Consider the following 16591-nt stretch of genomic DNA (forward strand, 5'->3'; position numbering starts at 1 on the left):
AGGCACTACGCTGCGTCCAGGTCGGGTGCGATCCGGGTCGCACGTGGAAGGGATGGGGTGAGGTCGGTTGTTCTACTGGTTCCTCAAGTTCGTCGCCTTGGGCCCGCTCCTGAAGGTCGTCTTCAGGCCGCGCGCCGAGGGCGTCGAGAACGTCCCCCTCGAGGGCCCGGCCATCCTCGCGAGCAACCACCTGTCCTACGCCGACTGGCTGTTCATGCCGCTCGTCATCCCGCGCAAGGTCAGCTTCGTCGCCAAGGCGGAGTACTTCACCTCGCCGGGCGTCAAGGGCTGGTTCCAGAAGCAGTTCTTCAGCGGCACGGGCAACATCCCGATCGACCGGTCCGGGGCCAACGCCGCGGCCGGTGCGCTGCTGTCCGCCAAGCGGGTGCTGTCCCAGGGTGAGCTCTTCGGCATCTACCCGGAGGGCACCCGGTCCCACGACGGTCGCCTCTACCGCGGCAAGACCGGCATCGCGCGGCTCGCGCTCGAGACCGGGGTGCCGGTTGTCCCCGTCGCCGTGGTCGGCACCGACATCGTCGCGCCGCCGGGCAAGAAGTTCGGACGCTGGACCCGCCCGTACGTCCGGATCGGCCGGCCGCTGGACTTCTCCCGCTACGCCGGCATGGAGAACGACCGCTTCATCCTGCGCTCCATCACCGACGAGATCATGTACGAGATCATGAGGCTCTCCGGCCAGGAGTACGTCGACATGTACGCCACCCGCGCCAAGGAGGAGGCCAAGAAGGCCGACCGCGGCGAGGGACGGGACGGCGACGAGCAGCGGAAGCTGGCGTCCTGACCCACACCCCCTCGCCGAGCGGTACGACGACCCGGGCCGCGGTCGCCGTCGAGGACCGGATGTTCCGGGCGCTCGCCGTCCTGCGGGTCGTGGTGCTGCTCTACGCGGTGGGGGTCAACGCCTACCGCAACAACTTCGAGCATCCCGTCGCCGCGTGGGCCTGCCTGGGGGTGATGGCGGCGTGGACGCTGGCGTCGATCGTCGTCTACGCCGCCCCGGAGCGGCGGCTGCCGGCCGTGCTGGCGCTGGACCTCGGGATCGCCGTGGCGATGCTCCTCGTGACGCCGCTGGTGAAGGGCCCCTGGTTCGAGGCGACGCTGCCCGGCTACTGGATCGTGGGCGCGCTGCTGGCCTGGGCGGTCCGCTACGGCTGGCGCGGGGGTACGACGGCCGCCGTGCTGCTCGGCGCCGTCGACCTCCTCAGCCGCGCGGAGGTGGGGCAGAAGGACTGGGGCAACGTCTTCCTGGTGCTCCTGGCGGGATCGATGCTGGGTTTCGTCTGCGAGTCGCTGAAGGAGATGGCCGCCGAGCGCGACCTGGCTCAGCGGGAGGCCGCCGCGGCAGCGGAGCGGGCGCGGCTGGCGCGGGTCGTGCACGACGGGGTGCTGCAGGTGCTCTCCCTGGTGCAGCGGCGGGGCAGCGAGCTCGGTGGCCCGGCCGCCGACCTCGGCCGGCTGGCCGGCGAGCAGGAGCAGGCGCTGCGCGTCCTGATCCGCTCGCAGGCGGCCGTGACCGCGGCCGGCCCCGCCGACGAGAAGGCCGACCTCGCCGCGGCCCTGGGCGCGCTCGCGAGCCGGCCGGGCACGGAGGTGGCGCTGCCTGCCGGATCGGTCCCGCTGCCCCGGGGCGTCGTCGCCGAGCTGACCGCCGCCGTCTCCGCCTGCCTCGACAACGTGTCGCGCCACGTCGGCGAGCAGGCGCCGGCGTGGGTGCTGTTGGAGGACCTCGGCGACCGGGTCGAGGTCTCCGTCCGCGACGAGGGACCCGGGATCCCGGACGGGCGGCTCGACACCGCCGAGGCGGAGGGACGGCTCGGCGTGAAGGAGTCGATCTGCGGCCGGATCGCCGAGCTCGGCGGCACCTGCACCCTCGACACCGGCGCCCATGGCACCGAGTGGACGTTCGTCGTGCCACGGACCCCGGAAGGAGACCGAACGTGACGATCCACAGCAGTCATCCGTTCGCCGACGCCCACCCCGACCCGGCGCGCCGGCTCCGCGGCCGGCTGGGCGGCGCAGTGACCCTGTGGACGTCCGGCGCCGGCCGCGACCGTGCCGGCCTGACGGTGACCTCCGCGATGGTGGCGCTCGGACCGCAGCCGACCGTGCTCGCCCTGCTGGATCCCGACTCCGACCTGCTGGAGGCGCTGCGCGACACCGGCGTGACCGTCCTGCAGCTGCTGACCTGGCCCGACCGAGACCTGGCCGAGGCGTTCGCCGGCACCGCGCCGGCGCCGGGGGGACCGTTCCGGCAGGCGGAGTTCGAGACCACGCAATGGGGGCCGCGGCTCTCCTCTGCCGGGACCTGGGCAGGCGCCCGGCTGGCAGCCGAGCGCGAGGTGGGCTGGTCGGTCGAGGTCAGTGCGGTCCTGGAGCACGTGGAGGTCGGCGAGGACACCCAGCCGCTGCTGCACCGCCGGGGCCGGTTCCACCAGGGCTGAGTCCCGCTAGGGTCGCGCCATGGCTGAAGCGATCCGGGTGATGGTCGTCGACGACCACCCGATGTGGCGGGAGGCGGTCGAGCGCGACCTGGCCGCCGCGGGGTTCGAGGTCGTCGCCGCGGCCGCCACCGGCACCGAGGCGATCAACCGGTTCCGCGCGACCCGGCCGCAGGTCGTCGTACTCGACCTGCAGATCCCGGAGCCGAGCGGGGTCGAGGTCACCGCGACGGTCCTCGCGGAGGTGCCGTCGTCGCGGGTGCTGGTCCTGTCGGCCTCCGGTGAGCAGGACGACGTGCTCGCGGCCGTCAAGGCGGGCGCGACCGGCTACCTGGTGAAGTCGGCCTCGAGCGCCGAGCTGGTCGCCGCCGTGCAGCGCGTCGCGGCCGGCGACTCGGTCTTCACGCCGGGGCTGGCGGCCCTGGTGCTGGGCGAGTTCCGGCGGATGAACCAGCCCGCCACGCCGCCGGGGGAGCGGCTCACCGAGCGTGAGACCGAGATCCTCAAGATGGTGGCCAAGGGCCTGTCCTACAAGCAGATCGCCGAGCGCCTGGTGCTGTCGCACCGCACGGTGCAGAACCACGTGCAGAACACCCTGCGCAAGCTGCAGATGCACAACCGGGTGGAGCTGACCCGCTACGCCATCGAGCAGGGACTCGATGAGTGACGCCGACCTCCTCGGGGTGGCGGACGAGCTCTACTCGCTCCCGCTGCCGGAGTTCACCCCGGCTCGCGACGCCCGGGCCAAGGAGCTCAAGGGCAGCCCGCTCGCGCCCCGGGTGAAGGCGCTGCGCAAGCCCAGCACGGCCGCCTGGGTCACCAACCTGCTCGTACGACGCGAGGCGGGCCAGGTCGACCAGCTGCTCAGCGTCGGGGCCGCCCTCCGCGAGGCCCAGCAGGCGATGTCGGCCGGCGAGCTCCGCACGCTGACCAAGCAGCGTCGCCAGGTCACGGCCGCGGTCACCACCCAGGCGCGCCGCCTGGCCGCGGACGAGGGGGTGCGGGTGACCGAGGCCGTCGCAGACCAGGTGGAGGCCACGCTGACCGCGGCCATGGTCGACGCCGAGTGCGGTCGGGCGGTGCGGAGCGGCCTGCTGGTCAGCGCGCTGAGCACGACGGGGGTGGAGCCGATGGACGCCGCGGCGCTGGCCTCGGCGCTGGCGGTCCCGGAGGCCCTCGGCTTCGAGGCCACGGCCCGCGAGGCGCCGGTGCCGGGTCCGCCGGCCCTGAAGGTGGTGCCCGACCCGGACAAGGAGGCGAAGGCGCGGGCGGCCGCCGAGCAGCGGCTCGCCGCCGCCACCGAGGAGCACGAGGAGGCCTCCGCGGCCCACGAGGAGGCGGTGGCGGAGGTCGAGCGGCTCTCCGCCCGCTCGCTGCAGCTCCAGGCGGAGATCGACGAGCTGCGGCGCCGGCTGGCGGAGCTCGAGGAGCAGGCGGAGGCGGTGGAGGAGGAGATCGCCGAGGCCGAGGAGGTCCGGGACGAGGCGTCCGCCGAGCTGCGAGCGGCCGGGGCCGAGCGCGACGCCGCCCAGGCCGCTCTCGACCGGCTCACCGCGGGCGCGTCCGGGTGACCGGCCGAGCGCTGCGCCATGCTGGACCCATGCGATTCACCGAGCACGAGCTCACCGCGGCGTTGACCGGGGCGGCGAAGTCGGTGCTCTCGACCCGACGCGGGTTCCGGAGGGCGGGGGCCGACGCGGACGCCGCATGGGAGGCGATGGGGCGCTACGAGCGGTTCAAGATGCTCGACGCCCTGGGCACGCAGGTCCTTCCCGTGCTCGTCGCCCTGCCTGACGTCGACGTGGCCCCGGGCACCCGCCCGTCGTGGTCCGACCAGGAGATCAGGGACGTCGTCGAGGGCCTCGTCGGCGACGAGGTGGGCCGGCTGCGCCGTGCCGTGGTCGTCCGTGCGCGGACGGCGCTGGTGCGGACCGCACTCGCGCACGTGCCGCCGCGGCTCGACCCGGACGCGCTGACCGGTCCCGCGTGACGAGGCGCCGAGGAAGCGCCGGCGTCGGTCAGCGGCCGGTGACCTCGTCGGTCAGCTCGCGCAGGATGTCGGCGTGGCCGGCATGCCGCGCGACCTCGCTGGTCATGTGCGCCACCACCCACCGCACCGACCGGGGCCGCCCGTCGACGGCGGCGACCGGCGTGAGGTCGTCGAGCGCCACGCCCGCGAGGTTGCGGTCGCTGTCCGCGATGGCGGCCCGGTAGTCGGCGACCACCTCGGCAGCGCGACGGTGCTCGGGCACGACCATCGAGAAGTCGACGTCGGCGTACCGAGGGTCGCCGGTCAGGACGTGGCCGAACCAGTACCGCTCGCTGTCGGCGAGGTGCTGCACCAGCCCGATCAGCGTGGTGTCGGAGACGACGTGCCGGCGCCGGAGCTGGTCGTCGCCGAGACCCTCCACCTTCTTCATCACGCAGGCACGTGCGAACGCCAGGAACGCCAGCGACGTCGCTCGCTCGCCGTCGTCGACCCGGGGAACCGGCTGGCGCAGGGTCTCCAGCGGCCGCTCGGCCACGGCGGGACCTACGCGTCCGCCGAGCGGACGATGTCGAGGATGCGCCGGTCGATCCAGGAGAGGTCGGCGGCGACCCGCATCTCGTAGTTCTCCGTGCCGACCCATGCGTGGAAGTCCCGGTGGCCGGCGCCGGCCGCGAACTCCTCGAGCTCGCGTCGCAGCTCGGGATCGACGACGACCTTCTCCTCCTCGGTCGAGGCGGTCAGGTACAGCTCGTGCAGGTCGAGCAACCGGGCCAGCTCGTCGATGGGGGCGGGGTGGTCGTCGACCCGCAGGTCCACGGCGACGTCGTCGAGACCGCCGTACCCGGCGCCGTCCCGGACGACCAGGATGGCGGCGGACTGGCGCCCACGCCGGTCCCCGCCCGCGGCGTCGCCCGCGGCCAGCACGGCGAGCAGGCGGTCCTGCAGCGGCGCGTCGGCGTCGCCGTCGAGCCAGGTCCGCTCCATGGCCTGCACGACCTCGGCGCCGGCGAGGCAGTTGCCCTGCACCGCGTAGCCGTCGCCCGCGGCGCCGCCGGCCCACGGGATGCACTCCGCGCCGGTGTGGGTCGCTGACCCGCCGTCCAGGTCGACGATGCCGACCTGCCGGTGGGCACGTCCGCCGTCCTCCTCGAGGAGCCGCTGCAGGGCGACCGGGGCGGTGGCACCCTCGTCGAGGTGGGCGAGCGCTAGACCCTTGTAGGCGACGTTGGCGTCGGCCTGGGTGGCCACGGCCCCGACGCCGGCCACGGCCGCCGGGACCGCCGAGCCCACGGCGAGGAACTTCGAGGCGACGGCCACACCCCACGACTGTCCGTCGGCGGAGCGCGCCACGATCGAGAACGTCATGGCGTCACGGTAGCGAGGTGCGCTCCGGCCGCGGCGCCCGCGACCTGGCTAGGCTCGCACTGGCTGGCCATCCGATGGGAGGAGACACATGCGTGTCGGCGTACTGACCGGTGGCGGGGACTGCCCGGGACTCAACGCGGTGATCCGCGCGGTGGTCCGCAAGGGCGTCAAGGAGCACGGCTTCGACTTCGTCGGCTTCCGCGACGGGTGGAAGGGCCCGCTCGAGGGGATCACGATGCCGCTCGGGATCGAGCAGTGCCGCGGGATCCTTCCGCGAGGAGGGACGATCCTCGGCTCGTCCCGCACCAACCCGTTCAAGCTCGACGACGGCGTCCAGCGGATCAAGGACAACCTCGCGGCCGCCGGTGTCGACGCTCTCGTCGCGATCGGCGGCGAGGACACACTGGGCGTCGCCACGAAGCTGGCCGACCTGGGGGTCGACGTCGTGGGCGTCCCGAAGACCATCGACAACGACCTGTCCGGCACCGACTTCACCTTCGGCTTCGACACGGCGGTGAACATCGCCACCGAGGCCATCGACCGGCTGCACACCACGGCGGAGTCCCACCACCGCGTGCTTGTGGTGGAGGTGATGGGCCGGCACGCCGGCTGGATCGCCCTGCACGCCGGCATCGCCGGTGGCGCCAGCGCGGTGCTGATCCCCGAGGTGCCGTTCGACATCGACGCGGTCTGCGCGCACGTCGAGACCCGGTTCGAGAGCGAGTACGCGCCGATCATCGTGGTGTCGGAGGGCGCCGTGCCCGCCGACGGCAGCGGGATGACCCTCGCCAGCGGCGAGAAGGACGCCTTCGGGCACGTCCGGCTCGGTGGCATCGGCGACCGGCTCGCCTCCGAGATCGAGTCGCGCACCGGCAAGGAGGCCCGGGCCGTCGTGCTCGGCCACGTCCAGCGCGGTGGCACGCCGACCGCGTTCGACCGCTGGCTGGCGACCCGCTTCGGGCTGCAGGCGATCGGCGCCGTCGCCGACGGCGACTACGGGACGATGGTGGCCCTGCGCGGCACCGACATCGTGCGGGTGCCGCTGATCGAGGGCACCGGCGAGCTGAAGGTCGTCAGCCCGCAGGAGTACGCCGAGGCGCAGGTCTTCTTCGGCTGAGGGACTCGCTCAGGCGTCGTCCAGGTCGACCACCAGGGCCCGGTGGTCGGAGAGCGGCATCTGCCGCGCCTCCGACCGCGCCCGGACCGGCGCGTCCGCCAGCACGTGGTCCAGCTGCTCGACCGGCTCGTCGGCGGGGAAGGTGTCGTGCAGGGCGACCGGCTGCATGCCGGTGATCCGCGCGGCCCGGTCCACCCCCATGTTGAGGTCGCCGGCGAGCAGCAGCGGCCGCCGCGCGCCCGACAGCGCCGTCACCAGGTGCGACAGCTGCCAGCCGTTCCACCACCGCACGAACGACAGGTGCGTGTTCGCGACGGTCAGCCTTCCGAGGGACGTCTCCACCGTGGCCGCGACGGCGACCCGGGGCTCGTCGTGGACCATCGTGGGCAGCACGTCACCGGGGAACCGCATCGGCACGCGGGTGTGCAGCACGGGGAGCCGGATCACCTCCCAGCCGAGCACCGGCAGCCGGCTCAGCAGCGCGATCCCGTAGGCGGCGTCGTCGGGCTGCTCGTCGCCGGTGGCGGCTGTCCAGGTGGCGCCGGGGCTGCCCGCGAGTGCCGCCACGAACCGGTGCTCGTCGGCGCCCATCGCCTCGGCCGCGACGGCGGTGAGGTCGGCGCGACCGGACCGCTGCTGGTTGCGGTCCACCTCCTGGAGGGCCAGGACGTCGGGGTCGAGCTCCTTCACCGCCGCGTGGAGCACGGCGGGATCGACGTCGTGGTCGTCCAGCGATCGTCCGTTGAGGATGTTGAAGGTCACCAGGCGCATCGTCGGAGCGGTACCCACTCCTACCCGACGCATAGCGCCGTTGGCGCGGGGTACCTGTCGGCCCAGAGGTGATGCGACCCATGTCCCACAGGCGCGACCTGACCGCCGATCAACGGGCCCTGCGCGAGGCGCTGAAGACCGTTGCCGTGACCCTGAAGGAGGGGGAGGCGCCGTTCGCGCTGGCCGGCAGCTACGGGCTCTGGGCCCGCGGCGGGCCGGAGCCCGACCACGACGTGGACTTCATGGTGGCCGAGGAGGACGCCCCCCGCGCCAAGGACCTGCTCACCGCGCGGGAGCTCGAGGTCGTGCAGCCACCCGAGGACTGGCTGTTCAAGGTCTTCATCGACGGCGCCATGGTGGACGTGATCTACCGTGCGGGCGGGGTGCCGATCCAACGCGCTCGGTTCGAGGACGCCGACGAGCTGGAGGTCGAGTCGGTGCTGATGCCGGTGCTCTCCGCCACCGTGCTGATGAGCGACAAGCTCGGCGCGATGGAGGAGCACTCGTGCAACTTCTCCGCCGCCCTGCCCGTGGCCCGCGCGGTCCGCGAGCAGGTCGACTGGCAGGTCGTCCGCCGGGCGACCGCGGACAACCCGTTCGCCGACGCCTTCCTCCACCTGCTCTGCTCGCTGGAGATCATCAGCAGGGACTGAGCCGGCGGCACCCTGTGGAGCTCTGCGGGCGCTCGGCGGGCGCCCGGGCCGACCACGGAGTGGGTCGCTGAATCGGCGCCGACCCCGCGGGCGCCGTACCCTTGGGGGGTGACCATCCCGTCCCTCGAGCAGTTGCACGCCCTCGGCGCCCGGCAGCAGCCGACGTACGACGACCCGGCGGCCGTCGCCGCCGTCGTCGACCGGCTGCGCACCCAGCCTCCGCTGGTGTTCGCCGGCGAGTGCGACGACCTCAAGGGCAACCTGGCCGCGGTCGCCCGCGGCGAGGCGTTCCTGCTGCAGGGCGGTGACTGCGCCGAGACCCTCGCCGGCGTCAGCGCGGAGAACGTGCGCAACAAGCTGCGGGTGCTGCTGCAGATGGCCGTGGTCCTCACCTACGCCGGCTCGGTGCCCGTGGTGAAGCTCGGCCGGCTGGCGGGTCAGTACGCCAAGCCGCGCTCCAGCGACACCGAGACCCGCGACGGGGTCACCCTGCCGGCCTACCGCGGCGACGCCGTGAACGGCTTCGAGTTCACCCCGGAGGCGCGTCGCCACGACCCGCAGCGGCTGCTCGACGTCTACAACGCCTCGGCGTCGACGCTGAACCTGATCCGCGCGTTCACCACCGGCGGCTACGCCGACCTCCGCCAGGTGCACACCTGGAACACCGACTTCGTCAGCGGCTCCCTCTACGGCCAGCGCTACGAGAAGCTGGCCCAGGAGATCGACAAGGCGATGCAGTTCATGCACGCCATCGGGATCGACGCCGAGGAGCTGCGCCGCGTCGACTTCCACTCCTCGCACGAGGCGCTGGTGCTCGAGTACGAGCACGCCATGACCCGGATCGACTCGCGCACCCAGGCGCCGTACGACGTCTCCGGGCACTTCGTCTGGATCGGCGAGCGCACCCGCCAGCTCGACGGCGCGCACGTCGAGCTGCTCAGCCGGATCCGCAACCCGATCGGCGTCAAGCTCGGCCCGACGACCAGCGCCGACGACGCGATCGCGCTGGCGGGCAAGCTCAACCCCGACAACGAGGCGGGCCGGCTCACCTTCATCACCCGCTTCGGCGCGCAGAAGATCCGCGACGGCCTGCCCGACCTGATCGAGAAGGTCACCGCGTCCGGCATCGAGGTGGCGTGGGTGTGCGACCCGATGCACGGCAACACCTTCGAGGCCAGCTCGGGCTACAAGACCCGCCGCTTCGACGACGTGATCGAGGAGGTGCAGGGCTTCTTCGACGTGCACCGCGCCCTCGGCACCTGGCCGGGCGGCATCCACGTCGAGCTCACCGGTGACGACGTCACCGAGTGCGTCGGCGGGGGCGAGGACCTGAAGGACGCCGACCTCGCGAACCGCTACGAGTCGGTCTGCGACCCGCGGCTCAACCGCGTCCAGTCGCTCGAGATGGCCTTCCTCGTCGCCGAGATGCTGCGTCGCGCCTGAGCGTCACCGAGCCATGATCGACCTGCGCTCCGACACGGTGACGCGCCCCACGGAGGCGATGCGCGCCGCCATGGCGGCCGCCGAGGTGGGCGACGACGTGTACGGCGAGGACCCGACCGTCGCTGCCCTGGAGGAGCGGGTGGCGGGGATGTTCGGCCACGAGGCCGCCCTCTTCACGCCCACCGGGTCGATGGCCAACGTGCTGGCCGTCTCCGCGCTCGTCGCGCCGGGGCAGGAGGTGCTGTGCGAGGCCCGGGCCCACATCGCCCGCGCGGAGCTGGGCGCCCACGGCGCCATCGGCGGCGTCACCATGCGCACCTGGTCGCACCCGCGCGGACAGCTCGACCTCGCCGCGGTGGCCGACCTCTTCGCGCCCGATCTCGGGCCCTTCTTCGTGCCCACCGCGGCGATCTCGGTCGAGAACACCCACAACTTCGCCGGCGGCGCCGTACTGCCGCTGGCCGACCTGCGGGCCCTGCGCGCCTTCGCCGACGAGCGGGGTGCGGCCGTGCACCTCGACGGCGCGCGGATCTGGAACGCGCACGTCGCGACCGGGACGCCCTTCGAGGAGTACGGCGCGGTGGCCGACGTGCTGGCCGTGTGCCTCTCGAAGGGGCTGGGCGCCCCCGTGGGCTCGCTCGTGGTCGGGCCTCGCGACGTGCTCGCCGGGCTGCGCGTGCTCCGCAAGCGGATGGGCGGCGGCATGCGGCAGGCCGGCGTGCTCGCCGCCGCAGGGCTGCACGCGCTCGACCACCACGTCCACCGGCTGGCCGAGGACCACGCGCACGCCCGCCTGCTCGCGGAGTCGTGCGGAGTTGACCCGGCCACCGTGGACACCAACATCGTGACCTTCGAGCGCGACGACGCGGGGGCGTTCGTGGGCCGTGCGCGCGAGGCGGGAGTGCTGATCGGCGCCGTCGGGCCGCGCACGGTCCGGCTGGTCACCCACCTCGACGTCGGGCGCGGCGATGCCGAGACGGCCGCGAAGGTGCTCGCCGGGCTCTGAGGCCTCGAGCGCGGTCGAGGCGGTGCGGAACCTGCCACCTCGTGGTGCGGAACCTGCCACCTCGTGGTGCAGAACGTGCCACCTCGTGGTGCGAGACCTGCCACCTCGTGGTGCGAGACCTGCCACCTCGTGGTGCGGAACCTGCCACCTCGTGGGTCAGGCGGGGGCGCCGAGGAAGCGGACCTCGCTGATCGCGGTGAAGTCCCGGCCGTTGGGGCCGGTGCCGGGGGGTGTGACGGCGACCAGGTGCAGGGTGACGGTGCTGGTCTCGACGGGGTCTATGGTGAGCGGCTGCAGAGCGCGGCCGTCCTCGAGCTGCTGGGTGATCCGGCTGCCGTCGTCGAGCTCCCACTGGACGGTGCGGATCCGGCGGTTGCCGCGGTACCAGTTGTCGGGGCCGTCGACCTTCGCGTAGCCGTTGATCAGCCCGACCTCGGTGAGCACCACGTCGCCGCCGAGGTCGAAGGTGATCGTCTCGCCGGTCCCGTCGCCGGCCATCCGCCAGCTGGTGCGCGGACGGCCGTCGGTGAGGTTCGCCGCCTCGAAGTCGACCGGGTTGTTCTGCCGGTCCCGGCTCGGAGGTGCCACGGCCGGCACCTCGGCCTGCGCCCGGTCGGTCAGGTCCACGACCTCCTCGGGGTCCGGCTGCTCGACCGGGCCCTCCGTGCCGTCGGCGTCGGCCCGCGGCCCGCCGCCGTCCTCGTCGTCGGCCGTCTGCTCGGCGGCGGGAGGGTCGGCCGCCCGGCCGCCCTCGTCGGAGCCCGCGAGGACGACCACGGCCGCGACGGCCAGCGCCAGCACGGGCACCAGCGCGCCGACCAACCACGGCCATCGCCGTCCGCGAGGCCGACCCGGTGGCTCCCCGGGCGGGGGAGGCACCGGCGGCCCGAGCACCTCGGTGAGGCTCGCCGGCCGCTCCCGGTCAGCGGTGGACGGCGCGCCTTCAGGCAGCCCGTCGGCGTAGAGCGGGTAGCGGGCGGCCGGCGGCGCGGTGCCGGCCGCCGGGGTCACCGCCGGCGGGTCGGGGACCGGCACGGTCACGGGCGCGGCGGGGCCGGGCGCCGCCTCGGGATGCCGGCCAGGGACGGGCATGCCGCAGTTGGTGCAGTACCGGCCTATCCCGAGCTCGTGCCCGCAGCTGGTGCAGTACGTCGGGGTGGTCATCGCGGGGTCACGCTACCCCGACCGGCTCCGCAGCGGCGCGGCCTCCGGTGGCTACGCCGCGTGCTTGCCGGTGCTCTCGCCGCGGCGACGGACCTCCGCCTCGATGTCCTCGATGTCGCGCTGGAGGAGCCGGCGGGTGCGCTCGTAGCTGTGGCCGCCCAGGAGCAGCCACTCGAGCCGCCCGACGCCGGACCTTCGCGACGTGTCCAGCCGGGTGGTCATCGCCAGGCGGGTCCGGTCGCCCCGGACGCCGAACGGAGTGACCCGGTAGCAGCTGCGCACGACGTCGCGGCCGACCTCGGTCTCCACGACGAGCCGCCGCGGCACCTCGCACTCGACGACGTGGCGCTCGCCGGCGGCATGGTGCCCGAACAGGTTCCGCTCCTCGCGCCAGCGGGTGCCGGCCCAGAAGTGGCCGTCGGTGAGCAGCTCGACCCGCCGGACGCTGCGGAACACCTCCGCGCTGTGGGCGACGTCGGTGAGCACGTCCCACACGACCTCCGGCGGAGCGGGGACGGTGGTGTGGACGTAGATGATGTGGCTTGCCATCGGGGTCCTCCTCGAAAGGGTCCCTCCCGCCCCCATGGTGCGCCCGCTCGCCGGCGGAGTCCAGACCCCTCCAACAGGGACGCGCGCGACCTCAGACCGCGATATGGGGGACCTCGGCCTCGATCTTCCGGCGGGGCGCCACCTCCACCACCAGCATCGCGGCCAGCACCATGGCGCCGCCGACGGCCATCCGCAGGGTCACCGCCTCGCCACCGAGCAGCACGGCGAAGAACGCGGCGAAGACCGGCTCCATGCTCATGATGATCGCCGCGCGCGTCGGTGCCAGATGACCCTGCGCCCACGTCTGCGCCAGCATCGCGGCGGCCCCGGCCACGAGCGCCATGTAGACCAGGGACGCCCAGTCGCCGCCGGTCGCGGGCAGCACGACGCCGGGGCTGCCGGAGAGGAGTGCGGCGACCAGGCAGATGGCGGCGATGACGAGCACCTGCAGGATCGACATGCCCAGCGCGTCGGCGGGTCTCGACCAGGCCCCGAGGCCGACGATGTGCGCCGCGTAGAGCAGCGCCGCCACCAGGGTGATCGCCTCGCCGTACCCGATGGAGAGGCCGTCCAGGGTGAGCACGCCGAGGCCCGCCGTCGCCAGCGCGACGGCCGCCCAGGTCAGCCCGGTGATCCGCGAGCGCAGCACCACGGCGGCCAGGAGCGGGGTCGCGACGACGTACAGCCCGGTGATGAACCCGGAGACGCTGGCCGGGGTGTGGGCCAGGCCGGCGGTCTGCAGGATCTGCGCGAGGCCGTAGACACCGCCCAGGAGGACCGCCCGCCTGCGCGTCTCCGGGGAGAGCCGGGCGATCGCCCGCGGTGCCACGACCAGCATCGCGGCTCCGGCGACCACGAACCGCACGGCGAGGAAGTCGACCGTGGGCACCCGCTCCAGCAGGTCCTTGATCAGGAAGAAGGTCGAGCCCCACGACGCGGTCATGGCCAGCAGCGCGAGAGCCGCCAGGACGGAGGTACGGCGACCGACCCCGCCGTCAGCCATCGCGTGGACCGTCGCGGAGCGACCGGAGGAGCGCCATGTCGGGGTCGTCGGCTCCGCGGGAGCCCGGCGTCTCGAGGACGAACGGCACGCCCTCGGTCTTCGGGTGCGCGAAGAGCTCCGCGAACGCGGCGGTCCCGATATGGCCCTGCCCGATCTTCTCGTGGCGGTCCTTGAACGCTCCCCGCACGTCCTTGGAGTCGTTGGCATGGATCAGCCGCAGCCGCCCCTGCCCGCCGATCTCGACGATCCGGTCGAGGGCGGCCTTGGCACCGCCCGGCTCGTCCAACGGCTCACCGGCGGCGAACACGTGACAGGTGTCCAGGCAGAGGCCCGCCTTCGGGTGGTGGTCGAGCGCGGCGAGGTAGGCCTCGAGGTCGTCGATGCCCGCACACAGCGACCGCCCCTGCCCGGCGGTCGGCTCGAGCAGCAGCCAGGGCGCGGAGTCGTCCTCGATCGAGTCCAGGATCGGCAGCAGGCCCTCCCGGATCCGCCGGAGGGCGGCGGAGTGCCGCTCGGCACCGCCGTCGCCGTCGGTGGCGGGGTCGACGTAGGAGCCGGTGTGCACGACGACGCCCTCGGCGCCGATCTCCACCGCGCGACGCAGGTTGTGGGCGATCAGCGCCAGCGACCGCTCGTAGGTCGCCGGCGTCGGGGAGCCGGGGTTCACCAGGTAGGGCGTGTGGATCAGCACGCGCATGCCGAGCTCGGCCGTCGCGTCGCGGAACTCACGGTCGACCGCGGGATCGCCCTCCGAGCACGCCCATCCTCGCGGGTTCCCGCAGAAGACCTGCAGGGCCTCGCACCCGATCTCGACCGCGTTGCGGAGGGCGCCGGCCACCAGGTTCCGCCCTGCGAGGACGTGGGTGCCGATCGGGCGGCTGGGGGCGGCGGTCGTCATCGCGGGACGAGGGTATCCGCGGCGCCGTCGCCCGCCGAAATCCCACGGCGCACGCGCCGCCACGGCGCCGTGGCGGCTCAGACGACGAGGAGGACGACCGTGCTGCCCTTGCGCGCCCTGTTGCCCGGGCCGGGCCGGGTGTCCCACGCCACCTGCCCCGTCAGGTAGATGGTGGCGCGCTCCTTCTTCACCTCGAAGCCGAGGGCCTCGAGCTTGTCGACGGCGTCGCCGGTCGACAGGTAGCGCACCGACGGGACGGTGACCAGCTCCGGGCCCTTGGACACGACGAGCTCCACGGTGTCGCCCTTGTGGAGCGTCCCCTTGTCCGGGTCCTGGCTGATCACGTCGCCCTCGGCGACGGTGTCGCTGAACTCGGAGCCGGCGACCTCGACCTCGAGGCCCCGCTTCTCGAGCGCCTTCCGGGCGGTCCCTGCGTCCTTGCCGACCCAGCTGCCGACCTTGATCGGCTTGCGTCCCTTGCTCACGACCAGGCGGACCGCCGTGTCGACCGGCACGTCCGTGGCCTTCTCCGAGCCGAAGGGAGGATCGCTGCGGATGACCTGACCCTCGGGCACGGTCTCCGACCAGCGCTCCAGCACCCGCCCGGCGACGAGCTTGACGTCGGACAGGCGCTGCTCCGCCTCCGCCACCGTCAGCCCGCGCAGGTCCGGGACGTCGTAGCGCTCGGGCCCCAGCGACACCGTGGCGGCCACGGCGTCGTCGGGCAGGATCCGCTCGCCGGGCCGCGGGTCGGTGCTGACCACCTCGCCCTTCGGGACGCTCTCGGAGTAGACCTCCTCGGCGACCCGGAGCTCGAGCCCGGCCGAGGCGAGCCGGTCCGCCGCCGCGGCCTGGGTGAGCCCCACGACACTCGGCGTGGTCGTGTAGCGGCCCCACCCGAACCAGTACCCGGCCGACCCGAGAGCGGCGACGACCAGCACCACCGCCAGCAGCAGGGCGACCCCGCGTCGGCGTCGCGGCCGGCCAGGACGCCGGTCCGGGCCGGCGTCGCCCGGCGGCGGAGTGGTCGGTCGCTCGTGGCCCCGTGCCCCTGCGGAGGACGCCCCGGGAGACGCGATGACCGAGGTCCGCTCCTCGTCGGCCGGGAACCACGTGGTGAGCGGCTCCGGCGTGGTGTCCGAGCCCACCTGACGTCCGCCATCGACCCCGTCGGCCCCGTCGGGCACCCGGACGGGCGGGAGCAGGTCGGCCTCGAGTTCGGGATCCTCGCGCAGCCCCTCGTGCAGCGCCTGGCCCACCCGGTGCACGTGATGCAGCAGCACTCCCGCGTCGGCCGGGCGCAGGCTCGGGTCGCGGCTCGTGGCTCGGGCCACCAGCGCGTCGACGTACGCCGGGAGACCCGGCACCACGGCCGACGGTGGCGGGACGTCGTGGTGGACGTGGCGGTAGGCGACCGCGATGGGCGTCTCGCCGGTGTGCGGCTTCTGGCCGGTGAGCAGCTCGTAGAGGATCACGCCCGCGGCGTAGACGTCGGCCCGGGCGTCGGCCCGCTGCTCGACGACCAGCTCGGGCGCGAGGTAGGAGACGGTGCCGATCAGCACGCCGTTGGTGGCGGTGTGCTGGGTGTCGGCCGTGACGGCCTTCGCCAGCCCGAAGTCGGCGACCTTGACCCGCCCGTCGTCGGCGATGAGCACGTTCTCCGGCTTCACGTCGCGGTGCACCAGCCCGGCCCGGTGTGCGGACGCGAGCGCGGAGAGCACCGGGTCCAGCAGCGCCAGCGCCCGCTCGGGCGACATCGGCGCCTCCTTCGCGATGGTGTCGCGCAGGGTGTGTCCGGGGACGTACTCCATGACGAGGTAGATGGTGCCGTCGCCGCTGTCGTCGCGGCCCTGGTCGTAGACCGACACCACGTTGGGGTGGCTGAGCCGCGCGGCGGCCTTGGCCTCCCTGACGAACCGGCGGGCGAACGACTCGTCGCCGTGTGCGGTCGGGTCGCCGAGCCCGGGATGCATCACCTTGACGGCCACCGTGCGGTCCAGCCGGACGTCGAACGCCTCGTAGACGCTGGCCATGCCCCCGCGGGCGATCCGGGAGCCGATCCGGTAGCGCCCCTCGAGGAGACGGCCCGCCTGGTGGTCCTGGGTGCGGCGCGGAGCGGGGTCGCCGGACAGCGCGGCGGCGTCGCCGCGGGCGCGCTGGTCGTCGTGCACAGCGA

General features: G+C 73.8%; 18 protein-coding genes and 1 pseudogene. 10 read left to right on the top strand and 9 right to left on the bottom strand.

Going from position 1 to position 16591, the window contains the following annotated elements; genetic code table 11:
- Positions 1-67: 67 nt before the first annotated feature.
- Genes ACPOLA_RS05225 through ACPOLA_RS05250 form a run of 6 tightly spaced genes read left to right on the top strand, consistent with a single transcriptional unit; the run spans position 68 to position 4446 of the window.
- Positions 68-799: a lysophospholipid acyltransferase family protein gene (locus ACPOLA_RS05225; RefSeq protein ID WP_435769340.1), complete on the top strand. Its 732-nt coding sequence runs from the start codon at positions 68-70 to the stop codon at positions 797-799.
- On the top strand, positions 796-1959 hold the full coding sequence (gene macS / locus ACPOLA_RS05230) for a MacS family sensor histidine kinase (RefSeq protein ID WP_435769427.1): 1164 nt from the start codon (positions 796-798) through the stop codon (positions 1957-1959). The genes ACPOLA_RS05225 and macS overlap by 4 nt, the downstream gene beginning before the upstream one ends.
- On the top strand, positions 1956-2459 hold the full coding sequence (locus tag ACPOLA_RS05235) for a flavin reductase family protein (protein ID WP_435769341.1): 504 nt from the start codon (positions 1956-1958) through the stop codon (positions 2457-2459). The genes macS and ACPOLA_RS05235 overlap by 4 nt, the downstream gene beginning before the upstream one ends.
- Before the next feature lie 19 nt (positions 2460-2478).
- Entirely contained in the window at positions 2479-3123 is a 645-nt protein-coding gene (locus ACPOLA_RS05240; protein ID WP_435769342.1) for a response regulator, read from the top strand.
- A complete protein-coding gene (locus ACPOLA_RS05245) occupies positions 3116-4027 on the top strand; it encodes a hypothetical protein (RefSeq protein WP_435769343.1) in 912 nt (303 codons plus the stop codon). Before ACPOLA_RS05240 ends, ACPOLA_RS05245 begins: the two co-directional genes overlap by 8 nt.
- A gap of 29 nt (positions 4028-4056) precedes the next feature.
- Complete coding sequence (locus ACPOLA_RS05250) at positions 4057-4446, top strand: hypothetical protein (protein WP_435769344.1); 390 nt, start codon at positions 4057-4059, stop codon at positions 4444-4446.
- Positions 4447-4474: 28 nt separating this feature from the next.
- Here the strand turns inward: ACPOLA_RS05250 and ACPOLA_RS05255 are convergent, their stop codons facing one another.
- A complete protein-coding gene (locus ACPOLA_RS05255; RefSeq protein WP_435769345.1) occupies positions 4475-4981 on the bottom strand; it encodes a DinB family protein in 507 nt (168 codons plus the stop codon).
- Positions 4982-4989: 8 nt separating this feature from the next.
- Positions 4990-5811 (bottom strand): DUF1028 domain-containing protein, encoded by an 822-nt coding sequence (locus ACPOLA_RS05260; RefSeq protein WP_435769346.1) that lies wholly within the window; start codon positions 5809-5811, stop codon positions 4990-4992.
- Positions 5812-5899: 88 nt separating this feature from the next.
- On the opposite strand from ACPOLA_RS05260, the gene ACPOLA_RS05265 reads away from it, so the two are divergent.
- Complete coding sequence (locus tag ACPOLA_RS05265; RefSeq protein WP_435769347.1) at positions 5900-6928, top strand: 6-phosphofructokinase; 1029 nt, start codon at positions 5900-5902, stop codon at positions 6926-6928.
- A gap of 9 nt (positions 6929-6937) precedes the next feature.
- Here ACPOLA_RS05265 and ACPOLA_RS05270 read toward each other — a convergent pair whose 3' ends face one another.
- Positions 6938-7699, bottom strand: a complete 762-nt coding sequence (locus ACPOLA_RS05270; RefSeq protein ID WP_435769348.1) for an endonuclease/exonuclease/phosphatase family protein — start codon at positions 7697-7699, stop codon at positions 6938-6940.
- Between the two features lie 80 nt (positions 7700-7779).
- Between ACPOLA_RS05270 and ACPOLA_RS05275 the strand changes: the two genes are divergently transcribed.
- The 3 genes from ACPOLA_RS05275 to ACPOLA_RS05285 all read left to right on the top strand — a co-directional run bounded on the left by ACPOLA_RS05275 (position 7780) and on the right by ACPOLA_RS05285 (position 10801).
- Positions 7780-8352 (top strand): hypothetical protein, encoded by a 573-nt coding sequence (locus tag ACPOLA_RS05275; protein WP_435769349.1) that lies wholly within the window; start codon positions 7780-7782, stop codon positions 8350-8352.
- 108 nt (positions 8353-8460) lie between these two features.
- Complete coding sequence (locus ACPOLA_RS05280; protein ID WP_435769350.1) at positions 8461-9795, top strand: class II 3-deoxy-7-phosphoheptulonate synthase; 1335 nt, start codon at positions 8461-8463, stop codon at positions 9793-9795.
- A 13-nt stretch (positions 9796-9808) separates the two neighbouring features.
- The gene (locus ACPOLA_RS05285) at positions 9809-10801 is read left to right on the top strand and encodes a threonine aldolase family protein (protein ID WP_435769351.1); all 993 of its coding nucleotides are present in this window, start codon (positions 9809-9811) and stop codon (positions 10799-10801) included.
- 156 nt (positions 10802-10957) lie between these two features.
- On the opposite strand, the gene ACPOLA_RS05290 is transcribed toward ACPOLA_RS05285, so the two are convergent.
- The 6 genes and pseudogenes from ACPOLA_RS05290 to pknB all read right to left on the bottom strand — a co-directional run.
- Positions 10958-11965: an NADase-type glycan-binding domain-containing protein gene (locus tag ACPOLA_RS05290; RefSeq protein ID WP_435769352.1), complete on the bottom strand. Its 1008-nt coding sequence runs from the start codon at positions 11963-11965 to the stop codon at positions 10958-10960.
- Positions 11966-12016: 51 nt separating this feature from the next.
- Positions 12017-12514, bottom strand: a complete 498-nt coding sequence (locus ACPOLA_RS05295; protein ID WP_435769353.1) for an SRPBCC family protein — start codon at positions 12512-12514, stop codon at positions 12017-12019.
- Between the two features lie 91 nt (positions 12515-12605).
- Positions 12606-13517 (bottom strand): DMT family transporter, encoded by a 912-nt coding sequence (locus ACPOLA_RS05300; RefSeq protein WP_435769354.1) that lies wholly within the window; start codon positions 13515-13517, stop codon positions 12606-12608.
- Positions 13510-14415 (bottom strand): deoxyribonuclease IV, encoded by a 906-nt coding sequence (locus ACPOLA_RS05305; protein WP_435769355.1) that lies wholly within the window; start codon positions 14413-14415, stop codon positions 13510-13512. Before ACPOLA_RS05305 ends, ACPOLA_RS05300 begins: the two co-directional genes overlap by 8 nt.
- 77 nt (positions 14416-14492) lie before the next feature.
- The gene (locus ACPOLA_RS05310) at positions 14493-14711 is read right to left on the bottom strand and encodes a PASTA domain-containing protein (protein ID WP_435769428.1); all 219 of its coding nucleotides are present in this window, start codon (positions 14709-14711) and stop codon (positions 14493-14495) included.
- Positions 14703-16547 (bottom strand): annotated as a pseudogene (gene pknB, locus ACPOLA_RS05315) (Stk1 family PASTA domain-containing Ser/Thr kinase); the annotation flags it as partial. The pseudogene pknB and the gene ACPOLA_RS05310, both read right to left, overlap by 9 nt.
- Positions 16548-16591: the final 44 nt, after the last annotated feature.

Source organism: Nocardioides proteolyticus (assembly GCF_051280635.3).
GTDB lineage: Bacteria > Actinomycetota > Actinomycetes > Propionibacteriales > Nocardioidaceae > Nocardioides.